Source organism: Vibrio sp. RM-41-2B (assembly GCF_024744415.1).
GTDB classification, from domain to species: Bacteria; Pseudomonadota; Gammaproteobacteria; order Enterobacterales; family Vibrionaceae; genus Vibrio; species Vibrio diabolicus.
Genome location: NZ_JAMQWD010000005.1, coordinates 139,816 through 164,503, shown reverse-complemented (window position 1 = coordinate 164,503; position 24,688 = coordinate 139,816). Strand labels below are relative to the sequence as shown.

The 24,688-nt window shown below is 47.4% G+C and carries 20 protein-coding genes and 1 pseudogene; 7 read left to right on the top strand and 14 right to left on the bottom strand.

The features are described from left to right. The first annotated feature begins 84 nt into the window (after positions 1-84). The 4 genes from NB463_RS04170 to NB463_RS04155 all read left to right on the top strand — a co-directional run bounded on the left by NB463_RS04170 (position 85) and on the right by NB463_RS04155 (position 10,357). Positions 85-2,505 (top strand): GH92 family glycosyl hydrolase, encoded by a 2,421-nt coding sequence (locus tag NB463_RS04170; RefSeq protein ID WP_258431879.1) that lies wholly within the window; start codon positions 85-87, stop codon positions 2,503-2,505. Positions 2,506-2,552: 47 nt separating this feature from the next. After that, on the top strand, positions 2,553-5,258 hold the full coding sequence (locus NB463_RS04165) for a GH92 family glycosyl hydrolase (protein WP_258431878.1): 2,706 nt from the start codon (positions 2,553-2,555) through the stop codon (positions 5,256-5,258). Between the two features lie 72 nt (positions 5,259-5,330). Then, entirely contained in the window at positions 5,331-7,787 is a 2,457-nt protein-coding gene (locus tag NB463_RS04160) for a GH92 family glycosyl hydrolase (protein WP_258431877.1), read from the top strand. A gap of 89 nt (positions 7,788-7,876) precedes the next feature. Further along, positions 7,877-10,357 carry a GH92 family glycosyl hydrolase gene (locus tag NB463_RS04155; protein WP_258431876.1) on the top strand — a complete coding sequence of 827 codons (2,481 nt, stop codon included), beginning with the start codon at positions 7,877-7,879 and terminating at the stop codon, positions 10,355-10,357. A gap of 31 nt (positions 10,358-10,388) precedes the next feature. On the opposite strand, the gene NB463_RS04150 is transcribed toward NB463_RS04155, so the two are convergent. From NB463_RS04150 to NB463_RS04135, 4 genes are all read right to left on the bottom strand, one after another. Next, complete coding sequence (locus NB463_RS04150) at positions 10,389-11,459, bottom strand: NAD(P)H-dependent flavin oxidoreductase (protein ID WP_006741327.1); 1,071 nt, start codon at positions 11,457-11,459, stop codon at positions 10,389-10,391. A gap of 187 nt (positions 11,460-11,646) precedes the next feature. Further along, a complete protein-coding gene (gene eat / locus NB463_RS04145) occupies positions 11,647-13,050 on the bottom strand; it encodes an ethanolamine permease (RefSeq protein WP_258431874.1) in 1,404 nt (467 codons plus the stop codon). A gap of 11 nt (positions 13,051-13,061) precedes the next feature. Then, a complete protein-coding gene (gene eutC, locus NB463_RS04140) occupies positions 13,062-13,946 on the bottom strand; it encodes an ethanolamine ammonia-lyase subunit EutC (protein WP_258431873.1) in 885 nt (294 codons plus the stop codon). After that, entirely contained in the window at positions 13,939-15,351 is a 1,413-nt protein-coding gene (locus NB463_RS04135) for an ethanolamine ammonia-lyase subunit EutB (RefSeq protein ID WP_258431872.1), read from the bottom strand. Before NB463_RS04135 ends, eutC begins: the two co-directional genes overlap by 8 nt. Before the next feature lie 184 nt (positions 15,352-15,535). On the opposite strand from NB463_RS04135, the gene NB463_RS04130 reads away from it, so the two are divergent. After that, a complete protein-coding gene (locus tag NB463_RS04130; protein WP_258431871.1) occupies positions 15,536-16,486 on the top strand; it encodes a helix-turn-helix domain-containing protein in 951 nt (316 codons plus the stop codon). A 44-nt stretch (positions 16,487-16,530) separates the two neighbouring features. Here NB463_RS04130 and NB463_RS04125 read toward each other — a convergent pair whose 3' ends face one another. Beyond that, a complete protein-coding gene (locus NB463_RS04125; RefSeq protein ID WP_258431870.1) occupies positions 16,531-17,058 on the bottom strand; it encodes a TetR/AcrR family transcriptional regulator in 528 nt (175 codons plus the stop codon). A 121-nt stretch (positions 17,059-17,179) separates the two neighbouring features. Here NB463_RS04125 and NB463_RS04120 point away from each other — a divergent pair, with 121 nt between their 5' ends. Next, positions 17,180-17,401, top strand: coding sequence for a hypothetical protein (locus NB463_RS04120; protein ID WP_017819779.1), 222 nt, complete (start codon positions 17,180-17,182; stop codon positions 17,399-17,401). A gap of 100 nt (positions 17,402-17,501) precedes the next feature. Here NB463_RS04120 and NB463_RS04115 read toward each other — a convergent pair whose 3' ends face one another. From NB463_RS04115 to NB463_RS04090, 6 genes and pseudogenes are all read right to left on the bottom strand, one after another. Next, positions 17,502-17,873: a VOC family protein gene (locus tag NB463_RS04115; protein ID WP_005395273.1), complete on the bottom strand. Its 372-nt coding sequence runs from the start codon at positions 17,871-17,873 to the stop codon at positions 17,502-17,504. A 59-nt stretch (positions 17,874-17,932) separates the two neighbouring features. Then, a pseudogene (locus NB463_RS04110) lies at positions 17,933-18,262 on the bottom strand (LysR family transcriptional regulator); the annotation flags it as partial. Positions 18,263-18,396: 134 nt separating this feature from the next. Then, positions 18,397-19,368: a leukocidin/hemolysin toxin family protein gene (locus NB463_RS04105; protein WP_258431868.1), complete on the bottom strand. Its 972-nt coding sequence runs from the start codon at positions 19,366-19,368 to the stop codon at positions 18,397-18,399. Between the two features lie 153 nt (positions 19,369-19,521). Further along, positions 19,522-19,731 (bottom strand): hypothetical protein, encoded by a 210-nt coding sequence (locus NB463_RS04100; RefSeq protein WP_005464025.1) that lies wholly within the window; start codon positions 19,729-19,731, stop codon positions 19,522-19,524. Positions 19,732-19,836: 105 nt separating this feature from the next. Further along, on the bottom strand, positions 19,837-21,435 hold the full coding sequence (gene groL / locus NB463_RS04095) for a chaperonin GroEL (protein WP_005395280.1): 1,599 nt from the start codon (positions 21,433-21,435) through the stop codon (positions 19,837-19,839). 33 nt (positions 21,436-21,468) lie between these two features. Further along, positions 21,469-21,759, bottom strand: a complete 291-nt coding sequence (locus NB463_RS04090; protein ID WP_005373989.1) for a co-chaperone GroES — start codon at positions 21,757-21,759, stop codon at positions 21,469-21,471. 269 nt (positions 21,760-22,028) lie between these two features. Here NB463_RS04090 and NB463_RS04085 point away from each other — a divergent pair, with 269 nt between their 5' ends. After that, the gene (locus NB463_RS04085; protein ID WP_134645406.1) at positions 22,029-22,379 is read left to right on the top strand and encodes a rhodanese-like domain-containing protein; all 351 of its coding nucleotides are present in this window, start codon (positions 22,029-22,031) and stop codon (positions 22,377-22,379) included. A 96-nt stretch (positions 22,380-22,475) separates the two neighbouring features. On the opposite strand, the gene NB463_RS04080 is transcribed toward NB463_RS04085, so the two are convergent. The 3 genes from NB463_RS04080 to fni all read right to left on the bottom strand — a co-directional run bounded on the left by NB463_RS04080 (position 22,476) and on the right by fni (position 24,630). Then, complete coding sequence (locus NB463_RS04080; protein ID WP_005395284.1) at positions 22,476-22,874, bottom strand: GFA family protein; 399 nt, start codon at positions 22,872-22,874, stop codon at positions 22,476-22,478. Positions 22,875-23,154: 280 nt separating this feature from the next. Further along, complete coding sequence (locus NB463_RS04075; protein ID WP_005395285.1) at positions 23,155-23,418, bottom strand: DUF3012 domain-containing protein; 264 nt, start codon at positions 23,416-23,418, stop codon at positions 23,155-23,157. A gap of 192 nt (positions 23,419-23,610) precedes the next feature. Beyond that, positions 23,611-24,630 (bottom strand): type 2 isopentenyl-diphosphate Delta-isomerase, encoded by a 1,020-nt coding sequence (fni, locus tag NB463_RS04070; RefSeq protein WP_258431864.1) that lies wholly within the window; start codon positions 24,628-24,630, stop codon positions 23,611-23,613. Positions 24,631-24,688 lie beyond the last annotated feature (58 nt).

Here is a 24,688-nt window from a genome sequence, read left to right as displayed (position 1 = left end):
CTATCCCTACAAGCAAATTTTATAAGCAGTCTCTTATAAACACTTTTACATACGAATAACGACAAAACGGAAAACGGTATGCACATGTTTAAACGTAATCTTATCTCTTTGGCTATCCTGGTTGGTCTGACGGGTGGCTTAGCTGGCTGTAACAGCGACAACGATTCTTCCTCTTCACTGCCGGGCGATCCAATTGTTGATCTTGCGGTGTTGAAATACGTCGATCCTATGATCGGCACAGCAGCTTCTGGTCATACATTCCCGGGCGCGACGGTACCGGCAGGTATGGTTCAACTGTCTCCAGATACCTTCATCGGTTCTAACACAGACCATGAATCTGGTCTTAACCCTTGGCACTCGGCATCTGGCTACTGGGATTCATCCAACTACGAAACTGGCGAAGTAGTTAACACTGACGTTCCGCTGTACGGCTTCTCCCATACTCACCTTTCAGGAACAGGCGCAACGGACTTAGGCGACATCTTGGTTCTGCCATACGCAGACATGGCGAACACACAACTGAACTCTTTCGACAAAGCCAATGAAGAAGCAAGCGCGGGCTACTACAAAACCAAGCTAAACCAAGGTCAAATCGAAGTAGAACTGAGCGCAACCAAACGCGTTGGTTTGCACAAATACACCTTTGCTGATGGCGCGGACCGCAACGTGAAGTTCGATTTGGGTCATACCCTAATGAACAACAACGGCAAGTCTTTGAAGAACAAAGTAGAGGTGGTGGACGAATACACCATTCGCGGTCGTAAAACCTCAACAGGCTGGTTCCAAGGGCAAGATCACCAAGGTCAGGACATCTTCTTCTACGCGAAATTCAACCAACCAATCGCCAAAGCACTGTTGGGCGAACAAGACCTAGAACCAACGCGCGAAATGCGTAATGGTGCGGTTTACTCAGGCGATGATCTGACGGCTTACCTAAACTTCGGCACAGGCGAAGAGCCAATTGAAATCCGCGTCGGTATCTCTCCAGTTAACTGGCAAGGTGCGCAGAAAAACTTAGAAGCGGAAGCACCAAGTTTCGACCTAGCAAAAGTAAAAGAAGACGCAGAATACGCGTGGGTTGAGAAGCTGGCGAAAATCAAAGTAGAAGGCGGAACAGACGCAGAGAAAACCAACTTCTACACTGGTATGTACCACATGATGATCGCACCAATCGAGTTCTACGATGTGGATGGTCAATACGTGGATATGCTTGGCACAGTGCGCACACTGAAAGATGGCGACACACCAAACTACTCGATTTACTCAACATGGGATACATTCCGCGCCGTTCATCCAATGTGGACCATCATCGACCCAGACCAAGCAACGCTATACGTGAAAGACTTGATTCGTAAATCCAACGACGAATTTGGTCTATTGCCGAAATGGGAAGGTCATGGCTCAGAAACCGGCACCATGATCGGCTCCCCATCAGCAGCGATTCTGGGCGATGCGGTAACCAAAGGCTTGATTGATGCAGAGCAGGCTTACACGGCATCAGTGAAATCAGCGCGTTACACACCGCATGAGTACCCACAGATTCATGACGACATCTTAAGTTCGCTCATGGCTGGTCAGTTGAACTACCACGAGAAAGAACAGTGTGTTCGTTACCCGAACTGGAACTCCGTGTCGTACTCGTTGGAATTCTCATTCTACGATTGGACGATCGCAGAAATGGCGAAAGCCGCTGGCGATATGGACGCGTATGAAGAGTTCAAAGCTCGTTCTTACAACTCTTTGAAACACTGGGATGCAGAAGCAGGTAACGCAGACGGCACGGGCTTCTTCGTACCAACAGAGCTGAAAGAAGGCGACCCATGTGCACTGAAATACGCTTCAACTGACTTCGACCCTTACAAGTCTGACGCGTTCTACTACACAGAAGGTAACGCGTGGCAATGGCAATGGGCGTTCATGCAAGATTTAGACAAGCTGACTGAAATCATGGGCGGCACGCAAGGTCTGAACGACAAGCTGAACAACCTATTTACTGCCGATCCAAATGGCGGCGAAGCGCACCAAGACATGACAGGCTACATCGGTCAGTACATTCACGGTAACGAGCCTTCGCACCACGTCATCTACTTGTACAACCGTACTGAAGAGTCTTACAAGGCGCAGGAATACCTAGACCAAGTTTACGACCAGTTCTACAAACCGACGCCAGACGGCATCATCGGTAACGAAGACGTAGGTCAAATGTCGGCGTGGTACTTGATGTCGGCACTGGGCTTCTACCAAATCTCGCCAACCGATCCAACCTACAGCATCGGTCGTCCAATCTTCGACAAAGCGACGGTAGACATTGGCTCTGGCACCTTCACGGTAACAGCTGAAAACAACGGTCCAGACAACATGTACATCAAAGAAGTGACCATCAACGGCAAGCCTCTGGATGTGTACAACACCTTCCAGCACAGCGAATTCAAAGCAGGCGGCGAACTTCACTTCGTGATGACAGCAGACAAGTCTGAAGCAATGCAAGCCAACCTAGGCGAATAATGATTTTGAGGGGACCTCGTGTCCCCTTTTCTCGTGGAATAAAAACAATGAAACTAAAAAGAACCCTACTATCTACCGCAGTGTTAACCGCCATGCTTGGTCTTGCTGGTTGTGGCAGCGACTCTGATCCAGAAACTCCAGTTATCTCTACCCCTACTTTGGAATTCGTTGATACCTTGATCGGCACTAAAGGTCTTGGCAACGTTAACCCGTCTCCAGTTATGCCTGAAGGTATGATTCAACCTTCACCAGATAACTTCGATCCAAACGGTTGGAATGGCAAAGGATCACCTGTTGAATACGATCCTGTACACAGCTTGCTTTCTGGCTTCTCAATGACCCACATTTCCGGCGCAGGTAAAGGCGACCTAAACGACTTCGCTTTCTTGCCATACACAGGCTTCAATACCGATGCCGTAACCATGGATAAAAGCTCGGAAGTGGCAGAGGTTGGTTACTACTCGGTTAACCTTGTAGAAACCGGTGTAAAAGCTGAGCTGTCGGCAACCGACCGCGTGGCGTTCCAACGTTACACCTTTAAGCCGGGTGAAGATCGTAAAGTACGTATCGATCTTCAACACGAACTGTTGGAGCAATACGGTAACCACTCTCGCAGCATCTACTACAAACGCGTTAACGACACCACCGTCGTAGGCGCGCGTACCTCAAACGAATGGGGTCAATGGCAAACCGTGTTCTTCGCGGCAGAATTCTCTGATCCAATCATTGAAGAGAACCTGTACACCAAGCTGGCTTCTGAAAGCAAACTCACCCCAACCGACGCTACCGAAGTCGGCTTGGAAGATTACCGTGGTTACGCAGAGCACAAACCAATGCCGGGCGAACCAGAACCTGACCCAGAACGTTTGGCAAAACGCGCAAACGATGTCCTGACGCATTTGAACTTTGGTAAGAGCGACGAGCCATTGGTGGTCAAAGTAGCGATTTCTGGCACTGGCGTTGACGGCGCACTGAAAAACCTAGAAGCAGACACCAACGGCTGGGATTTCGACAACGTCGTACAACAAAACCGTGTGGCTTGGGAAAACATCCTTGGCGAGTTTGAACTGGAAGGCGGCAACAAAGCTGACAAGACCATGTTCTACACCTCGCTCTACCGTACGTTTGTTGCTCCATTCCTATACCAAGACGTGGATGGCAAATACCGTGGCATGGATGGCAAAGTGCACCAAGCAGAAGACGGCTTAGTGAACTACTCAGTGTACTCAATGTGGGATACCTTCCGCGCGGCACACCCACTGAAAACCATCATAGATAAAGACCGCGCGATTGAACACGCACGCGATCTATTGAACAAATACCAAACGGGTGGCGTGCTGCCAAAATGGGAACTGCACTCGGATTACACTGGTGAAATGGTCGGTCACCCTGCGGTTTCGGTTATCGCCGATATCATGGTCAAACACCCAGAAGCCTTTACCGCAGCTGAATTTGATTTGGCGTTAAAAGCCGCTGACGAAACAGTCAACTTCAACCTTGATAAAACTGAAAGCTGGGTGCCTTACCAAGACGCTTGGAACGGTGACAAACGCTTCACGATCATGACGCGTCACAACGACTACCAAGAAGACGTCGGCTTTATTCCAGCTAACACCAAATGGGCGCCGGACTCTGGCGACAAACCGGGTTACGTAGAAGGCTTAAAAGTCGATAAATACGACGAGCTCGTGAACGAGTCGGTGTCTTACGGTCTTGAGAACGCATACTACGACTGGTGTATCGCTCAGATCGCTAAACTTGCGGGCAACGACCAACAGTACGACCGCTACATGGCTCGCTCTGAATCGTTCAAGAACTACTTCGATTACAACCCAGAGCAATACGGCAAACTGCAAGACACCAAAGGCAACGCATTGGGTGCGACGGGCTTTATGCGTCCGGCTTACATGAACAGCGGCAGCAAAGTTTGGGCAAATAACCTGAAAGCCGAATGTTTGGACGGCAACATGGCGCTGTCTATCCCAGACGGTATGGACTACAACGCGTGTAAAGACCGCAAAGCACTCAACGAAAGTGACGTGTTCTGGCCTTACCGCGCCGAGCACCGAGGTGAAGATTTTACCGAAGGCAACACATGGCAATGGACATGGTTTGCACCGCACAACTTGAACGGTCTGGCTAACGTGATGGGTGGCGAGCACATCGACCGCACTGACTTCTCTCTTCCTGAAGACGTAACCGAACAAGGCAAAGCGGCATTCCTCGCTAACCTGAATGCGCTGTTTAATGCGGACTCCAACGCCGATACGAGCCAATCACACGACATGTCTGGCTACATCGGTCAGTTCGTGATGGGTAACGAGCCTGATCACCACGTGCCTTACCTATACAACTGGACGGCGGAACCTTGGAAGACACAAGAAATCGTCGACCAAGCGATGGACGAGTTCTACCACCCAACACATGAAGGTCTAATTGGCAACGAAGACGTCGGTCAGATGTCGGCGTGGTATGTGATGTCTGCATTGGGCTTCTACCAAGTCACGCCGGGCGAAGCAAGTTACACCATCGGTCGTCCTCTGTTCGACAAAGCCGTGATTCCAGTCGCGGACGGTAAATTCACCATCACCTCAGAAAACAACAGCCAAGAGAGCATCTACGTGAAGTCGGTGACCATCAACGGCAAACAATTGAGTGACAACTTCAGCTTCGCGCACAGCGATTTGAAAGACGGTGGTGAGCTGCATTTCGTCATGACTTCAGACAAATCTGAAGCGATGAAAGCGCAGTAGTCGACACCTATCCAAATAACGAAAGGGGGCATCTAGCCCCCTAAAAAACTTCACTTCAGTGGAACCATAAAAATGAAACTAAAAAGAACCCTTATCTCTACCGCTATTCTCGCTGCCATGTTTAGTCTTGCTGGCTGTAACAGTGATGACGACAACAGCAAATCTGGTACTCCATCCCTCGACACTACGCTAACCCAATACGTCAACCCATTGATTGGTACAGGCGCAGATGGTCACACCTTCCCAGGGGCGGTTGTGCCTTACGGTTTGGTACAACTTTCTCCTGATACCGAAATGGAAGGCTGGGGCTCTGCCGCCGGTTACTTCGACCACGGCAAGCTGACTGAAATCCCAGTGTATGGCTTCTCCCACACCCACCTTTCTGGCACAGGCATCACCGACCTTGGTGATATCTTAGTTCTGCCTTTCACCAAGAAAGAAAACGCCGTTTTCAACACCTTCGATAAAGACAACGAAACGGCAGAAGCGGGCTACTACGCAGTTGAACTGAACAAAGGCGAAATCAAAGCTGAGCTAACCACCACGCAACGTGTTGGCTTCCACCGCTACACCTTCAAAGAAGGCACTACGCCACACATCAAGTTCGATTTAGACCACACTCTCAACAAAGGTCACTTCAACAACCGCACCATGAAGGGCGATTTGGAGTTCATCGACGCTTACACCATCCGCGGTTTACGTAGCTCGAACGGCTGGGCGAACAACCAACACGTGTACTTCTACGCCACCTTCAACCAACCTATCGTCAAAGCCATCGCTTTGGTTGACGGCGCAGAAACCGAAATCGATGTAAACAACGACAACATCGACGCAGTGAAAACCATCGCTTACCTAGAATTCGCACCATCATCAACACCGCTAGAAATCCAAGTAGGCTTGTCACCAACAGGCACAGAAGGTGCGGAGAAAAACCTAGAAGCAGAAGCGAAAGACGTATCATTTGATACTGCGCGCGCTCAAGCCAACGACGCATGGCACCAAGAGCTTAGCCGCATGATGGTATCTGGCGGCACGGAAGATCAGAAAGAGATCTTCTACACCGCGCTTTACCACGCTTCTATCGCGCCAATGATTTTCCAAGATGTCGACGGTCAATACCCTGCGATGCGTACTCGCATTCAAAAAGACGCGGGCGACACACCAAACTACTCTGTGTACTCCATGTGGGATACTTTCCGTGCAGCCCACCCACTGAAAACCATCATCGACCCGGAACGTGCCGAAGAGTTTGCCAACGACTTGATTCGTAAATACGAAGACGGTGGCATCTTGCCGAAATGGGAACTGCACAGCCACTACACGGGCACTATGATCGGCTTCCCTGCGGTCTCAATCATTGCTGACGCGATGGCGAAAGGCTTAGACATCGACCCACAACTGGCTAAAGAAGCGGCTGAGTTTACGGTGCGTTACCACGAGGCGTCTGAATTCCCAGATTGGACGGAAGACAACAACATCGGCGCAGCAAACGTTGTGCAAGTGAAGGTGTACGAAGAAAACGGCTTTGTTCACCACGGCTACTGGAACAGTGCGTCTTACACGCTTGAGTTTGCTTACGGCGACTGGGCAATGGCAGAAATCGCGCGCATGGCTGGCGATGTAAAACTGCAAGAAGAGTTTATGACTCGTGCCGACAACTGGCTTAACCATTGGGATGCAGAGACGGGCTTCTTACGTCCGAAAAACCATCCGCTGAGTTCATCACCAAACAAACCGCCTTTGGAGTTCAACCAACCAATTGATGAAGAGCGTTTGGATGAGTGTGAAATGGTTGAGTGGCCAGAAGACTCTGGCGTAATGAAAGAGAAATGCCCACTGCTACCATTTGACCCTTACTACGTGGACGAGTTTGCCTACACCGAAGGGAACGCGTGGCAATGGAAGTTCCAACCAATGCACGATTTCAATCGCCTGAAACAAGAAATCTATCAAGCCGACTTGGCGCAAGGCAAAGACACCACGCCAGAGAAAGCCTTCCGTGAAGACTTGGACGAGCTATTCAACGCGCGTTCTTCAAACACAGGTGAAGAGCTGCCAGACCTAACGGGTTACATCGGTCAGTACATGCACGGTAACGAACCATCGCACCACATTCCTTACCTATACGCGCTAACGGATGAGCCATGGAAAGCGCAAGAGTACCTAGACCGCATCATGTCAGAGATGTACACCAGCGAACCAACTGGTTTGATTGGTAACGAAGACGTGGGTCAGATGAGCTCTTGGTACTTGATGTCGGCAATGGGCTTCTACCAAGTGACGCCTGCAGACCCGGTCTACACCATCGGTCGTCCTATGTTTGATGAAATCACCATTCCAGTGGAAGGCGGCGAGTTCAACGTCATCGCAGACAACAACAGCCCACACAACAAGTACGTGAAGTCCGTAACCATCAACGGCAAACCGCTGGATGCCAACTTCACCTTCAAACACAGCGAAATCAAAGCGGGCGGCGAGCTTCACTTTGTCATGACGGGTGACAAGCAAGAAGCGCTTCAAGCTCAGTAACGTTTTATGTAATTCATGTTTAAAGAATAAGCAGATAGATTAACTCAGTGGCAGGAAGTGACGCGCTTCCTGCCTAAGGAATCAAGATTATGAACTTTACGAAAACCGCTATCGCCACCGCAGTGATTGCAAGTGTTATTGGTTTGGCTGGCTGCAACGATGACGACGATAACACCTCACCAAGCGTCGATACTTCCAACCTAAAATACGTCGACCCATTCATTGGTACCGGCTTTAACGGACACACATTCCCGGGTCCTGTTGTGCCAGAAGGCATGGTGCAACTTTCTCCAGATACCGAGCTGATCGGCTGGCACTCTTCATCAGGTTACCACTTCGATAAAAAGACTCTATTTGGCTTTTCACACACTCACCTATCCGGCACGGGTATGGGCGGCTTAGGTGACATTCTGTTCCTGCCGTTTACCGAAGACAAAGCTAAGTACATCGAAGACAGCGACGATTACCGCGAAGCGATTTCGGTCAAGATGGACAAAACCTCAGAAGTGGCAGAAGCGGGTTACTACTCGGTGAAAATTGCAGAGAACGGTATCAAAGCTGAGCTTACAGCTTCTGAACGTGTCGGCTTCCACCGCTACACCTACCCACAAGGTCAACCACAACGTCTGAAGATTGACCTCAACTCCATCCTAAATAGTGACTGGGGTTCGACCTCTCTGCGCAACAAACTGACGGTGAGCGAAGACGGTCATACCATCACGGGCGAGCGCGATGCAGCACACTTCTCTGGTTGGGCGAAAAACCAAAAAATCTTCTTCTATGCGACTTTCGATAAGAAGATCAAAGACGTCTACATCCTTGCCAATGGTAAGCCTGTTGACGGTCTAACGGCAGAGCACGTTTCTGAGTTGATTTACGATGACCAAGGTAATCCAGTTAAGCGTGTCAAAGCGGACGTCACTGCCTACATCGAATTTGAAGATGAAGGCTCACAAGAGTTGAATGCGCAAGTGGCGTTATCTGCGGTTGACCCACAAGGCGCAGAAAACAACTACGATGCCGAAGCGAATGTCTCTTTCGATACTGCGTGCAACAACGCACGCGAGAAATGGGCAAAAGCACTCAACTTCTCAATTGAAGGGGGTACCGAAGATCAAAAAGAGATCTTCTACACCGCGCTTTACCACACCAAGATTGCGCCTATGGTACATCAAGATGTAGACGGTCGATTCCGTGGCATGGGCAAAGGCTCGATTCGTGAAGGTGAAGGGGAATACTCCATCGCTTACGGTCAAGCAACAGAAGACCAACCAAACTTCTCAGTTTACTCTCTATGGGATACCCAACGTGCATTACACCCACTAAAAACCATCACAGAGCCAACCCGCGCGGTGCAATACGCGAAGAACCTAGTTCAGAAGTACACTGAAAGCGGCTTGCTGCCGAAATGGGAGCACTTAGGTGACGAAACAGGCACCATGGTCGGCTATCCAGCGGTAGCAGTGATTGCGGATGCGATCACCAAATTCCCAGAAGAGTTTACTCAACAAGAGAAAGACCTGGCGCTGAAAGCCGCGATCGACTCTTCGACTTACGACAACTACCCTGCACTGCAAGCCGATTGGGATCAGGGCGTATTGGATCGCACTTTAACCAAGCACATCGACTACATTGAGAAAAACGGCTTCACGCCAGCTATCCAACGTGTCGATGGTGAGCCAGTATTTGAAGACTACACGGTTGAGTCTGTTTCTTACGGTCTGGAAAACGCATTCTACGATTGGGCTATCGCACAAATCGCCAAAGCGGCCGGTGATACTCAAGCAGAAGAGCAATACCTTGAACGCTCAAAAGGCTACAAGAAGTACTTCGATTACAACCCAACGGAATACGCAGAGCATGGCGTGACGGGCTTTATGCGCCCAGTGATGATTGATGAAACCTTCATGACGCCATTCGACCCATACGGCACAGAACACGAGACAGGCAACTACACCGAAGGTAACGCATGGCAGTGGACTTGGTTTGTGCCGCATGACATCGCGGGCTTAAAAACCATCATGGGTGGCGATGCTGAGTTCCAGAAGAACCTAGAAGCAACCTTCACCGCAGAAAGCCAAGGTACAGAAACACCGGATATGTCTGGTTTGATTGGTCAAGTTGCGTTTGGTAACGAGCCTTCGCACCACATTCCTTACCTTTTCAACTGGACCGCAGAACCATGGAAGACACAACAAGTTGTCGATCACATTCTGGATGACATGTACTTTGCAGCGCCAGAAGGTGTCATTGGTAACGAAGACGTGGGCGCAATGTCCGCTTGGTATGTGATGTCTGCATTAGGCTTCTACCAAGTGAACGCAGCAGAGCCTATCTACACTGTGGGTCGTCCGCTATTCGACAAAGCGGTGATTCCGGTGAAAGGCGGCACGTTCACCATCACCACAGAGAACAACGCCGATGACAACATGTACATCAAGTCTGTCACCATCAATGGCAAAGCTTTGGATAACGGTTTCTTCTTCGACCATTCCGAGTTCAAACCGGGTGGTGGGTTGCACTTCGTGATGACGGGCGATCAATCTGAAGCGATGAAAGCGCCTCAATAACCTTCACTTGAAATGTGTTCCTCAGGCCAAATCAGTCTGAGGAACACAAGCTCAAATCAATCCCTTCCACTAATGATAGTGTCATTTCTGCTGCTGAAACTTCTTTGCAACCCGACGAATTTTGTCCGCACCACAACGGCGTAAATTCATCTCGGTTTTGCTTCTCCATAAGCGCTCTTAACTGAGTCATTTCAATGGACGCATATGGGAATTTCGGCGCAGACTCACAGATGTAGCCTAGCTCCGACATCGCGCGATTCACAATGCCTCGTGCTGGCCTGCCCGAGAAAACATTAGTCACCGCCGTATGCTGCGCGCGCTCACTGGCAATCGCATATCGATGTAAAGACGAGGTTTTTGCCTCATCACACAACAAATAGGCGCTGCCAACCTGCACGGCACTTGCTCCTAACTTCAGCGCGGCTTGTACACCGTTTCTATCGGCAATTCCTCCTGCTGCAATAACAGGCAAATTCACGCGCTTGACGATTTGCGGTAACAACGCCATCAAGCCTAATTGAGTAGATAAATCATCCGATAAAAACATGCCTCGGTGTCCACCAGCCTCCAAGCCTTGGGCGATAATGCCGTCAACGCCTTTTGCTTCCAGCCATAGTGCTTCATCCACTGTGGTCGCTGTCGAAAGGATCTTCCCTCCCCAACCTCTAATTCGCGCTAACAAGTCATCGGCAGGCAAACCAAAGTGGAAACTGATTACTGGCGGTGCAAATGGTTCAATCGCGTCAGCAATATCATGATTGAAAGGCATCCTTGTCGGAGCGTTTGGCTGAGCCTGTACGGTTGCACCAACTTCAGAAAAATACGGTTGCAGCGTTTTTTGCCACTCTTCGTGCTTGTTGGCGTCGTATTCCGGCATTTCATGGCAAAAGAAGTTGAGGTTGAACGGTCGATTGGTCGCCTGTTGAATAAGTTGAAGTTCTTTAACGATGGCGTCTTTATTCAGCATTCCACAAGGTAACGAGCCAAGCCCGCCAACATTACTGACAGCTATGGTCATTTGGCTGTCTTGCACGCCGGCCATTGGCGCTTGAATAATCGGTAACTCTGTTCCCAAAAGTGTATTAAATACCTTGTTTATCATGATCTTTCCTTGAAAACTTAACCTTTACCTGTGATGGCTCTGCGCCATAGTTATCCAGACTAGACTTTCACATGATTAACCACTTATAAAGTTAAAGTGATGCATTTGTGCGCTATGCACTTTTGATAGAAATGACAAAGGGAGCACATGGCTCCCTTGATGTAGTGGCGAACAAGAATTGAAATGGCTATCGTGCTACATCTGATTCAAGCTCTAATTCTGCAACAGAAAGCATGGCAAACTCTTCCTCGGCGGTTGCTGCCACCAATTTGTTGCGGCTGTACAACCCATAATAAACACCACCGATAAGAAACAATCCCATTGTCATGAAAAAGGCTGAGGGATCAAAAGCATAAACACCTGTCATTGCGATCAAAGAAAGCACCAGAGAAATACTCGAAGTAATTATCCCGCCAGGCGTTTTATATGGGCGAGCTAACTCCGGCTGTTTAATTCGCAATAAAATATGGCTCAAGGACATTAATGCGTACGATACCGTCGCACCGACAACAGCCATCGCCAAGATTAAGTCCCCCTCCCCCGTAAGAGATACCAAGAACCCAAAAACGCCCGGAACCAAAAGCGCACGAGAAGGCACTTTTTTGTCACTGGTTAATGACAAAGTTTGCGGCAAATAACCCGCGCGGGAAAGCGCAAACACCAAGCGACTGTAACCATAAATGATAGAGAAGAAAGAAGCGATAAGACCAGCCAATCCAAGTAAGTTCACGGCCATTGCTACCGTTGAATTGCCTGTAAGCTTCAGCGCGTCAACTAATGGCACAGCGCTATCGCCTATGACCTTTGAACCAACCGCACCAGCCAAAAGAACGACTACTAGAGTTGCGGTTAGTAATAAGAACAACATCGCACCAATGATGCCTTTTGGAACATCTTTCGCCGGGTTTTTTGCCTCCTCTGCTGCTAAAGGCACACCTTCAACCGCAAGAAATAACCACATCGCAAATGGCAACGCAGCCCATACGCCATACCACCCAAACGGCAAGATTTCTGTTGCCTGAGCCGTCGCCGGAGCAATATCGAATAAGTTGTTCACATCAAAGTGACCAATAAGCACACCAGTAGTAATAAGAATGGCTAACACAGCCAAACCGCTGATGACCATCATCACTTTGAGAGCTTCGCCAACCCCTGCCATATGAATAGCGATAAAGACGGCGTAGAAAAGTGCGTAAACAACAGGGCCATCGATACCAACCAATTCATTTACTGCAGAGCCAATAAAAATCACTATCGCAGCAGGCGCGAGCGCATATTCAATCAAAACTGATAAGCCAGTGAAAAAGCCGCCTGTCGGCCCCATCGCCTGTCTTGCGAAGCTGTAACCACCACCCGCAGCAGGAATCGCCGCAGACATTTCAGCTAAAGACAATACTAGCGTGAAATACATTACTGCCATCGCGATAGCAGCAATAAGAAAACCTCCCCATCCTGCTTGAGCGATGCCAAAGTTCCAACCGGCGAAGTCACCAGATATAACATACGAGACACCTAAGCCAGCAAGTAAAATCCAACCTGCGGTGCCTCTTTTTAGCTGCCTTTTGGCCAAGTACTCCTGATGTTTAGACATAGTAAATCCTTCTACTTTGATGAAATTAAAAAGTTGTCACTGTGTTTATCTTCAACGCTTGCGCCACCTGGCTCATTGATGTCGGAGCGATCTTTCAGGTTCACTCCTGACAGTTGTAATTTTCGAGCCTCCTTGAGCAAGTAAAGTGCGCGTTCACAGGCATCGTCATAGTTGAACCCCTGAGGGCGCACATTGGAAATGCAGTTTCTTTGGGAATCTTTAGAGCCTCGTTTAGCCCCCCAAGTGAGATACATACCCATGCTATCCGGAGAAGTTAGACCTGGCCTCTCTCCAATTAAAACCAGCACGGCCTTAGCGTTAAAACATTCACCAACATCATCCCCTACCGCTACTCTTCCTTGCTTTACGATTGTGATAGGTGCGAATTTCCATTGATGTTCATCATCAGCGCTTAAAAGAGAAATCAATCGAGTCACAACAGGCACGGCATGGTTTTGAATTGCGACGGAAGAAAGTCCATCAGCAATAACAATCGCAAGATCAATGTCAGTGTTATGCTCATTTGCTATCGAGTTGAGCGTTTTCCAAGAAGATTCATCGAGCTGCCGTCCTAAATCGGGCCTTTGCAAGTACATAAGCCGATCACTCACTTGGCTGCTCACTACCACTGGAGGCTCTAAGGTATTTTCAAGAATCGAGTAAGAGTCCGACAAACCAGCAACGAGAGACTCAGTATTCAAACTGCAATGCACTGCATCCATAGCTTGGGCATGATCCAGCTGAAATGAGAGTAACTCGTTGGTTGGTACACTGTTTCCGCTGCGACCCAGAGCGATCCGAGCAGAGGTGAAGTCGCGTAACTTGCCCCAAGGGTTGTGTGTGACAACTTCAGACTCGTCTTGTGTGGACTGAGCAATGGTGATCACTTTACCCATGAGAATACCCCTTATTCAGTTGGTTAATTGCTCCCGAAAACGAGCGAGAGACTTGCTCACTTAACCGAACGTCTTGCACGCTCTCGAAAATCTGCATCTCCATTAACCATCGTTCAAACTCTGGAGCTGGCTTCAAACCGAGTACTTTTCTTGCATAAAGAGCATCGTGAAATGAGGTAGTTTGATAGTTGAGCATGATGTCATCAGACCCTGGAATACCCATGATGAACGAGCACTCGGCCACGCCTAATAGTGTCAGCAAGTTATCCATGTCATTCTGATCGGCATAGGCATGATTGGTGTAACAGATGTCGCAACCCATAGGTAAACCAAGCAGCTTCCCACAGAAATGATCTTCAAGCCCAGCACGAATGATCTGTTTGCCATCAAACAGATACTCAGGGCCAATAAACCCAACGACAGTATTAACCAACAAAGGATCGAACTGTTTAGCGACAGCATAAGCACGGGCTTCACAAGTCTGTTGATCGACCCCATGAAATGCATTCGCAGACAACGCTGTACCTTGTCCGGTTTCAAAATACATCACATTGTTTCCTACACTACCTCGATTCAAAGACAACGCGGCTTCATGGGCCTCTTTCAAAATCGACAAGTCGATTCCGAAGGTATCATTCGTCCCTTGCGTGCCGCCTATCGACTGAAAAACGAGATCGACTGGTGCACCCATTTCAATGGCTTCGATCGTGTTCGTGACATGAGTTAACACACAAGACTGAGTCGGTATTTGATAGTGTTGAATCACCTCATCCATTAAGTTCATTAACTTAATAGCTTGAGGCACATTATCTGTTGCCGGATTGATACCGATAACCGCATCGCCATTTCCGTACATCAGACCATCAAAAATGGTCGCTGCGATACCGTTGAGAGAATCAGTGGGATGATTCGGCTGTAAGCGAGTAGAAAGGCGACTCGGCAAACCAATCGTATTCCGAAAAGCCGTGACAACTTGGCATTTTTTAGCAACGAGAATCAAATCCTGGTTGCGCATAATCTTACTGACTGCGGCCACCATTTCTGGTGTTAAACCTTGACGAATTTTAGCCAACATTTCACTGTCGGCTTCTTCACTCAGCAGCCAATTTCGAAAATCTCCGACCGTCAAGTGCTCAATCGGCTTAAAGGCTTCAAGGTCATGCGTATCGATAATTAGGCGAGTGATATCGTCGCTTTCGTATGGAATAACCGCCTCGTTAAGAAACGTTTTAAGTGGTAACTCAGACAGCGCCATTTGTGCGACTACACGTTCTGCCGCTGACTGAGCACAAACCCCGGCTAACGCATCGCCTGAGCGCTCCGGTGTCGCTTTCGCCATCAAGTCAGCTAATGACTTAAAGGTATAGACTTTACTTCCTTGTTGCCGACGATAAGTTGCCGTCATTGCTCTTCCTCTTCACTATTTGGTTCGCTTTTTGCTGAACTATCAATAAGCTTTAAGAAAGTATTGCCAAATGTGTTCCGTAGCGTTATCAAAAACTGGCAACATTTATAAACCAATAATAAACAATGAGTTATGTAAATACTGCTCCAACATGACTCACAAAAAAGGAATGAGCATCACAAGGATGAGTAACCAAATGCCCCAAACTGCACCAATGCTGTGCATCCATCACACTAAGGATGCAAACCAACAAGCTGCGAGTCTGATAAACTGGCAACAGGAATATGACCAACTCAGCAATGGTCGATTTTTAGGTCAAATTCGAGAACGACGATTTCCCAATTTCCATGTATTTCGTGAAGACAGTAACCGCTCACTAAGACAGCAATGCAGGGTTGAAGAAGGGGGAATTTGGTTGGGTTTGAGTGCGGAAAATAAACCGCTACACCTAAATCACAGTCAGTTTAATTCAAGCCAACTTTTGCTTAGGCAAGGTGGCGCTGATTTTGAGTTAATGACACCGGAGCAGTTTTCTATCTATGGAATAGTGCTCGACAAAAACTTCGTTCACATCATAGAAAATCAACTTGAGCTTGGGAGTATCCAAAACAACACATTGCACTTAACGGGTTTGACGGAAAAACACATTCAACAACTTAAATACTACTTGGGTACTTTGCTCGGTCCCACTGAGTCGCGATGGTCTGACAGCACACATCAGGTGGTTTTAAAAGACATCGTACTCGAACTGTTCTCAATCAGTTCACCAAGCGCAAGCCACCCGATATCAATCTCTCATCGTCAGCATGTGATGCGCCGCATAAAGCAACAGCTACACGACTTAGATTACAGAACTCCGATCACCGTCAGTGAACTGTGTGACGCTGTGCACGTCAGTCGCCGAACACTGCAGTACACTTTTGAACATTGCTGTAATACTTCGCCAAAGCAATTCATACACCGAATGCGGCTGAATCAAGTACGTAGAGTGCTACAAAGCCCTGAAGATAATCGAACAATTGCAGAAATCGCTTTTGACTTTGGTTTTTTTCATCTCGGGCAGTTCAGTCAAAGCTACAAGCGGCTATTTGGTGAGACGCCAACTGAAACGAGAAAATGGGAGTCCAGCAAATAAAATGACAGGCAGTATATTCTTTCAAATTCTGCGTTGGGGCCATTTTATGTAGTCGCAATGATTTGCTGAAACTTAGCATGAAGCTCTTCAAGTGCCACTTCAACATCCGGTTCTGCTCGGCTTAAATGTGCGATTAGCGTCATGAAGTAGCAGTCAAAAATCAACGGCATCTTCTCTTCAAGAACAGAACTTGCGCTTGAAGATTCAAACAAAGCTTGGTTAAACGACTGGTAATAATCCAAATCCCAAATCACCTCTTTCAACAAGGCTCGGCTCAGCTCGACGTTCGCAAAATAGTAGCGATAGTATTTCTCCGTCAGCGCCAAACCAATGTCGATAGCTGTCTTACCTTCCACACTGACTAGCGTCTCTTGGCTGATCTGTTGCAGTTGCGTCAGCATCCCTTCGCGTAAAATCGACAGTTTAGTCGGGAAGTGGCTGAACACCGTACCATCGGCTACTCCTGCTTCTCTCGCTATCTGCCTTGTGGTCGTCATGTCATAGCCATTTTGAGCAAAAGATGCCCATGCGGCTTTTAGAATTTTATCTCTGGTTTGTTGTCGCTTCGTCATTGATGTGTCTGCTTAATGAGCCTGAAAGGATCATACCTTGCGTGGTTGAGATTGACAAATTGAGCGCGCTCATTTATAAAATTGAGCATGCTCATTTTATATGAAACAAAAGGAATCGCTCATGTACGTATTAAACAAACTAGGCCAAGGATTGATTTTCTTCCCGACCATCTTCTGCTTTTCGTATATTTTAAGACCGATATTAATGGTCATCCTTATTCCAGGAGGACTCGCACTTTTGGCGTTAATCGGTGGCGCAGAAGTCAGAGCAGAACTCAAAGCCATGCTGCTTGAGGAGCTTTTTGGGGTCAGTCCATCACACACCACCTCGAAAAAGGCGTGAGTGCGCGAGAAACGTTGGCAAGGTTAAGCAAAAACAAAACGCGCAGGTATCGAGATCTCAATACCTGCGCGATATAGATGTGGTGAAAAGAGGACTGGCGTTAATCAGTATTCATGTTCTGACCGATTCGCCATAAAACGCCACTAGGGTCAAACAAACAACATTCGCGCATACCCCAAGGTTGCTCGACCAGCTCAGTTAAACGCGAACCAAATTCCTCATGGCCTACTTTGGATAAGTGCTGATGCCAGCTTTCTGCGTCTTCTACGAGCAAGTGCATCATGAAGTTGTTGCCGTGTTCTGGCTCATAAAAATTCTGTAAAAGAAACGCGCAACTGCCTTGAGAGAAGTACGCCACATCACCGAAGTCTGACGCCATATCAAAGCCTATCGCCTCATAAAAACGTTTTGAGAGCGCGTAATCTTTCGCTGGAACAAATGATTTGATTTCAACAATATTGAGGTTTTCCATTTCCAATTTCCTAAGCCCTTTTCCATCAAACTGACTGACGTAATCACGCTCTACGCCTTCTATTCGCCTTGCGTATTTTGCTGCGATGGTAGTGGTACACACTCTACCATTTGCGTTTGTAACCACGTGATGAATTTATGTTCGAGTTCTGTACGCTTTTTATCTTGGCTCAATAAAACATAATTGCAACCTGATAACACAAAACCAAATGGCGCGACCAAATTACCGCGCTTAATATCGTCCATAACAAAAGGATACGATCCCATCGCCGCGCCTAAGCTACCCACCGCGGCTTGTATGCAAAAATAAAAATGCGCAAATGATTGCTGAGTGTTGCCGTTGAAGGTTTCACAACGTGTTGATTGCTGCCAATCCGCCCAAGCATGTGGGGCGGGATTGGTCACTTTCGGCGCGATGCTGGGCTTAAAGACTTAATGCGCTTGCGATCAGATTTCGACGATAAAAATGCGGCTACTAGAGCCGCATTACAATCCACAAACCTTCGGTCTGATAAGTGAAACGTTTATTGAGTGATAACGGTGAGCGTATCCCAATCAATCGTGAAGCGAATTTGTGCCTCAGTGTAGTGGCTCGTTGTGCCTTGATCGTACCAGTTACACGCATTGCGAGAGAAACCTTCCTCAACTTCTTTCATGCCAGCTCGTGCGATCATCTCCGTTTTTGGCTCTTCTCCGTGCTCAAATTCTGGTGTGAACACGTACTGAAATTTCGGTTTGAAACCGTAGATCAAACGCGGCAAGTTCTCTTCTGGTAATAGGTTCTCGTTTGAACAACCTGTGTAGTGGTAAACGCCCGCCCATTTACCGTAGTACTGGTAATCGTTGGTGTAAATTTGGCTAAGAGAGGTGGTCCACTTAACACCCATACCACGTTCCATGGAAGCCTTTGGTTTTGCTGCGGTGACGTAATCCTTACTTGAGTAGCGAGACGTATAAGCCACACCCAGGTCGGTCGTCAACGAGCCAGAAAAACTTGGTGCCGAGCCCGGTGTTGCAGTCGCGGTTAAGCCGATAGACGGAGCAACCGTGGTTGTCGATACGGAAACATCATTGGCTTCGTTTTGCGGTGAGTAATCCTCACTAAATACCGGCGTGCCACCAGCTTGATAGATACTGTAGTCGAACGTGACTGGGTAGTTTTGAGTAAAACGGTCCACAATCGCAGCATCGTAAGTGTGTTTTACACCCGGATTACCTGGTACATAACCATTCCCCAGAGTGATCACGCGAGCCGCTTTTTTGTCGTTCTTTGAATTATGGAATAACTCAACCAGTAACTTCACCTGCACACGGCTACCACGAAACGCGTACGGGAAAAGCTCAGGCTCGCTTTGCATCACGACCTCATAGCTTTTTTTCACGTAACCTTCTAGCGCGATGTCATCAATCAAGACACTTTCTACAACCTTGTTATCAGAAGCAGCGGCAGTAGCGGAAATCCCTAATATTAAGGGAAGCAGTATTTTCTTATTCATTATTTTATTACCTTACTTGGGAACAATCCCAATTTAAGCTAACACATTGAACAAATAGCAACAATAAAACGAAAACGATTCACATTATCAATAATTTGACCTACACCCAGAAATGAAAAAAACAGCCAACTTACGTTGGCTGTTTCGATACAGTTAATGAATGACCCGAGCGTCCCCTTTAAGTAACTGAGACAGATCGATAGTGAATATCGTCACTGTCGGACGTTTAGGCAGAGCATTTTCGATCGAAAACTCTGGCCCAGCTGGAACGAGGGGGAAGTGAATAGCAGTCGGCCACGTTGACGAAGCTTCATTACCGCCCGGCTCAGATATTGAGAAAGAAAACGCAGGTAAACGGGTCATAACACTTACCTCAAATGACTGATTCGCGGGCTCAAGCGAGCCCGCTTAGGTTTTGCAATGTTATTGTTGTTTTAATGCCTACTTAATCACTAACGATTGATAACGTTAGATATCAAGTTCTTTGTCTTCAACGTGGTTGGTGATCATCGCTTCAGTCGTGATCATCAAGCCAGCAACAGACGCCGCGAATTGAAGCGCTGAACGTGTTACTTTCGCAGGGTCCAAGATACCCATTTCGATCATGCTGCCGTATTCACCTGTTGCAGCGTTGTAACCGTAATCGGCATCACCCGCTTTGACAGCATTCGCTACGACTGAAGCTTCGTCACCTGCGTTGGTTGCGATTTGACGAAGAGGCTCTTCCATTGCACGTAGCGCAACTCGGATACCCACGTTTTGGTCATCGTTGTCGCCTTTTAGATCCGCCAATTCTTTCGCGATCTTAGTTAGGGCAACACCACCACCAGCAACAATACCTTCTTCAACCGCTGCGCGAGTAGCGTGTAGCGCATCGTCCACGCGGTCTTTCTTCTCTTTCATCTCAACTTCGGTTGCAGCGCCGATCTTGATCACCGCTACGCCGCCAGAAAGCTTCGCAACACGTTGTTGAAGCTTGTCTTTGTCGTATTGAGAAGTGGTTGTTTCGATTTGTTTTTCAATCGAAGCCACACGATCAGCAATCGCGCTTGCTTCTGCTGCGCCACCCACAATAGTTGTTGTGTCTTTGGTGATGGTCACTTTCTTCGCGCTACCTAGTTGCTCTAGCGTTGCTTTTTCGAGTTCTAGGCCGATTTCTTCAGAGATGACCGTACCTGCGGTTAGTACCGCAATGTCTTCCATCATCGCTTTACGGTTGTCACCAAAACCAGGTGCTTTCACCGCCGTCGCACGCACGATGCCGCGCATGTTGTTCACAACCAATGTCGCTAGCGCTTCACCTTCGATGTCTTCAGCAATGATCAATAGCGAGCGAGAAGATTTCGCCACTTCTTCTAGCACTGGCAATAGCTCGCGGATGCTGCTGACTTTTTTGTCCACCAATAGGATGTAAGGGTTGTCTAGCTCTACGCTGCCATTTTCTTGGTTAGTGATGAAGTATGGCGACAAGTAACCGCGGTCGAATTGCATACCTTCAACCACAGACAATTCGTTGTCTAGACCTTGGCCTTCTTCCACCGTAATCACGCCATTGCGACCCACTTTTTCCATCGCTTCTGCAATGATTTCACCGATCGCGCGATCGCTATTTGCAGAAATGCTACCCACTTGGGTGATGGATTCTTTGTCGCTGCATGGCTTAGACATTTCACGTAGTTTCTCAACCGCCGCTTCAGTAGCTTTGTCGATACCACGTTTTAGGTCCATTGGGTTCATGCCAGAAGCTACCGCTTTAAGACCTTCGTTGATGAAAGATTGCGCCAGTACAGTAGCGGTCGTTGTACCGTCACCTGCTTCATCATTCGCTTTGGACGCCACTTGTTTCACCATTTGCGCGCCCATGTTTTCGAACTTGTCTTTCAGTTCGATTTCTTTCGCTACAGACACACCATCTTTGGTAATGGTTGGCGCGCCGTAAGATTTATCAAGCACAACGTTGCGGCCTTTAGGGCCTAGTGTCACTTTTACTGCGTCCGCCAGTAAGTTCACACCTTTCAGCATTTTTTGACGTGCGTCATTAGCAAATAATACGTCTTTTGCAGCCATAATTATCTCCTCAAAAAACTACTACAAAAATAATTACTCAACGATTGCTAACACATCAGATTCGGACAGAATCAAGTATTCTGCGCCGTCAATTTTCTCGGTTTTCACCCCGTAACCGTCATTGAAAATGATTTGGTCGCCCACTTTGACTTCCATCGCAGCGCGTTCGCCATTTTCAAGGCGTTTACCTAAACCAACAGCAATGACTTTCCCGCGGTTTGATTTTTTCACCGACTGAGAAGTTAAAACGATTCCCCCTTCAGATTTATTTTCCACCTCTTGTCTTTCAACAATTAGCTTGTCATTTAAAGGACGAATTTTCATTTTTAAGTGCCTCCTACTTGGAACCAAAAATAAAAGACAGAATAAACATCAAGATGGATTTGCGAGTCGACCGCTCGCTTTCGATGAGAATAATAAGGTCGAAAAATTGGAGTTCAAGAGGTGGATTTCATAAAAATTTTTTATTGAATTGAATAAAATCTTCTATCGAAACTTTTGACATTCACGACCACTTAAAACCTCTTTATGATGGAAAATGTGTTCAATCAAATCTAGAGTGGTTACATACTCTTAAAAAGGATAATCAAACAATGAAAAAGGTCGTATCTCTGTTTCTTGCAACATTGTGCGTTGGCTTGCTTTCTTTCAGCGTTGCGGCTTCTGAGCGTGCTGAGCAAGGGTGGCAACTGATTGAGAAAGGCGCAATGATTGTCGATGTACGCACGCCGCAAGAATTCTCTGAGGGGCATTTAGACAATGCGGTCAATTTCCCTTTATCTGATCTTGATAAACATTTCCAAGACGTCGATAAAGATCAAGCGATCGTGTTGTACTGCCGCAGTGGTAACCGCTCTGGTAAAGCGTATCAATATTTGCAATCGCAAGGGTTCACGAATCTGCACAATGCAGGTGGCTTAGAAGAACTGCAAGACGCAAAATAATCATCTCTGTTCTAATTTCAAAAATAAAAGTGCAGAGGGCGTTGCAGACTTATTGCAACGCCCTCTGTTACTAAATAATTCTCTTCCGCTACTACTCTATTTGGGCCCGGCCTCAAACTGAGTCAGGTTATCCGATATCTCAAGCCACGGCGCTTTGGACGCGACAAAAATATGGAAATTTGGCTTGTGGGATGGAGCATCATCCAAGACACCTAGGCGAATATTGACAATCCCATTGTTCTTTTTCGAATACAGGCTCGATCCACAATGGCGACAAAAACATAACATGGTATTTTCGCTTTTCTGATAAGTTTGAATATCCTCTTTTCCTTGGATAATGAGCAACTTATCTAGAGCAATACCGCCCGCCGATGAATAGTCAGAGCCAGTAAATTTTCGACATTCCGAGCAATGGCAATTTCCCATGTACTTGAATTCATCTGCCACTTCCAATTTCACCTTACCACACAGACATGAGCCTTTGAGTACTTCCATTTGAGTCCCTTTTTGTTATGAATCTAATTGAATTAGACGAATACACCGACACCATGCCACTGCAATGCGAAAAATTAAAGGCAGGTAATACAGGTTTTCAAAAATGAAACGAAAATGTAAAACACTCTACTCAGAGGAAAGATAGGTGTGCTCAGCACGTGAGAGCTCAAGCTATTGTCGATACAAAAACACCAAGCAAGACGCTTGGTGTTTTCTTAATATTTTGTCTAACACAGTCATCGCTCTTAATGAGAGACGCCGTGTTGAGAAAGTGTAGTGCTTAGAAAATGCAGTGCTTAGTAAAGCTGGTGGCTTCGTTTGCACTCCAGTCACCTTTTGGCTTATCTTTCAAGTTCTCACACCATTGCTCGCTGCCCACACCATCTTGAAGAACACAGTGCTTCGCAAAGTCTACTGCGTTGTCTGCTGTCCATTCTGTTTTTGGCTTATCGCGCATGTCGTTACACCAGCCTTCAGTGCCCACTTCATCACTACAAGCGGTTAAAGCAGAAGCCGCCAACATCAGCATGACTAGTTTTTTCATAAATTTAAGGTTCCAGTTGCAAACAATATTAAAATAAAACTCAATCGCTTCAACAAATGCCCATTCAACTGTCTGAACTAAGCAGTCACTTGTTGAAGTGACTTTTGTATCAACTATAACGAAATTATCAGTCTACGTGTTAAGACACCGAAAAATTATTGAGCCAAGCTGCGTAAATGACACCATAAACACCTATAAGTAGCGCGCTTGCGTTAATGCGCTGATCTTAGAAGACCCCGTGCCAAAACATGCTAAACGTAACTCTAACGCCATTTGCTCAAAGTGCTCGACCACCGCTTGAGTGTTTATAGTAGCCGCTTTCAAGACTGCGCCCGCTTGCCCAACGAGATTGGCGCCCAAATGTATGGCTTTCGCCGCTTCAAGTCCGTTATGCACACCACCTGAGGCAATCAAAGGTAATGTAGGATGCTGTGCTCTTATCTGAGTCAAACATTTTGCCGTCGGGATACCCCAATCGCGAAAAAGCTCGGCTGCACGCTGCATTTTCGGATTATCTTGGCAATAGCCTTCAACCGCGCTCCAACTTGTGCCACCCGCGCCCGCTACGTCAATGGCATCCACACCGGCGTCAACCAATCGCTGCGCAACGTGACCACTTATACCAAAACCGACTTCTTTGATAATGATCGGAACATTCACGCGAGATTTAAGCTGCTCGATAGCGTGTAAGACGCCAATCCAATTATGGTCGCCATTTTTCTGAAACACTTCCTGCATTGGGTTTACGTGTACAAACAACGCATCCGCTTGAATGGATTCAACCGCACGCTGCGCATTATCAAGTTTACCTTTGTCGCGCAACTGAGCGGCTCCAAGGTTGGAATAAAGCGGCACATCTTTGGCTAAATCACGAATGGTTTTACCTAGACCTGCGTGTTGGCGCTCTTCTAAGCTAATACGCTGCGAACCCACGCCCATCGCAATGCCTAATTCACTGGCAGCTTCAGCCAAACGACAATTGATCACTTCTGCGTCTTTTGCTCCACCTGTCATTGAGCTAATCAGAAACGGCAGCGCCAGTCGGTGGCCAAGAAACTCTGTCGAAAGGTCGATCGCCTGAAAGTCACATTCTGGCAGCGCGCAGTGTTCAAACTCGACAGACTCAAAGCCCGCCGTTTTATGCTTCATGCTCATGTCATGATGTAAAACAGCGTCTAGATGTAAATCTTTTCGGTTAGTTTGCGGAGCCATAATGTCACCCTAAAGTAAAACAGTCGCGCAGTATTGCGATCCTTATCAGTAACGTCAA

Coding starts and splice junctions, on each gene's coding strand:
- NB463_RS04170 (WP_258431879.1), top strand. CDS start 85: ATGTTTAAACGTAATCTTATCTCTTTGGCTATCCTGGTTGGTCTGACG.
- NB463_RS04165 (WP_258431878.1), top strand. CDS start 2,553: ATGAAACTAAAAAGAACCCTACTATCTACCGCAGTGTTAACCGCCATG.
- NB463_RS04160 (WP_258431877.1), top strand. CDS start 5,331: ATGAAACTAAAAAGAACCCTTATCTCTACCGCTATTCTCGCTGCCATG.
- NB463_RS04155 (WP_258431876.1), top strand. CDS start 7,877: ATGAACTTTACGAAAACCGCTATCGCCACCGCAGTGATTGCAAGTGTT.
- NB463_RS04150 (WP_006741327.1), bottom strand. CDS start 11,459: ATGATAAACAAGGTATTTAATACACTTTTGGGAACAGAGTTACCGATT.
- eat (WP_258431874.1), bottom strand. CDS start 13,050: ATGTCTAAACATCAGGAGTACTTGGCCAAAAGGCAGCTAAAAAGAGGC.
- eutC (WP_258431873.1), bottom strand. CDS start 13,946: ATGGGTAAAGTGATCACCATTGCTCAGTCCACACAAGACGAGTCTGAA.
- NB463_RS04135 (WP_258431872.1), bottom strand. CDS start 15,351: ATGACGGCAACTTATCGTCGGCAACAAGGAAGTAAAGTCTATACCTTT.
- NB463_RS04130 (WP_258431871.1), top strand. CDS start 15,536: ATGAGTAACCAAATGCCCCAAACTGCACCAATGCTGTGCATCCATCAC.
- NB463_RS04125 (WP_258431870.1), bottom strand. CDS start 17,058: ATGACGAAGCGACAACAAACCAGAGATAAAATTCTAAAAGCCGCATGG.
- NB463_RS04120 (WP_017819779.1), top strand. CDS start 17,180: ATGTACGTATTAAACAAACTAGGCCAAGGATTGATTTTCTTCCCGACC.
- NB463_RS04115 (WP_005395273.1), bottom strand. CDS start 17,873: ATGGAAAACCTCAATATTGTTGAAATCAAATCATTTGTTCCAGCGAAA.
- NB463_RS04105 (WP_258431868.1), bottom strand. CDS start 19,368: ATGAATAAGAAAATACTGCTTCCCTTAATATTAGGGATTTCCGCTACT.
- NB463_RS04100 (WP_005464025.1), bottom strand. CDS start 19,731: ATGACCCGTTTACCTGCGTTTTCTTTCTCAATATCTGAGCCGGGCGGT.
- groL (WP_005395280.1), bottom strand. CDS start 21,435: ATGGCTGCAAAAGACGTATTATTTGCTAATGACGCACGTCAAAAAATG.
- NB463_RS04090 (WP_005373989.1), bottom strand. CDS start 21,759: ATGAAAATTCGTCCTTTAAATGACAAGCTAATTGTTGAAAGACAAGAG.
- NB463_RS04085 (WP_134645406.1), top strand. CDS start 22,029: ATGAAAAAGGTCGTATCTCTGTTTCTTGCAACATTGTGCGTTGGCTTG.
- NB463_RS04080 (WP_005395284.1), bottom strand. CDS start 22,874: ATGGAAGTACTCAAAGGCTCATGTCTGTGTGGTAAGGTGAAATTGGAA.
- NB463_RS04075 (WP_005395285.1), bottom strand. CDS start 23,418: ATGAAAAAACTAGTCATGCTGATGTTGGCGGCTTCTGCTTTAACCGCT.
- fni (WP_258431864.1), bottom strand. CDS start 24,630: ATGGCTCCGCAAACTAACCGAAAAGATTTACATCTAGACGCTGTTTTA.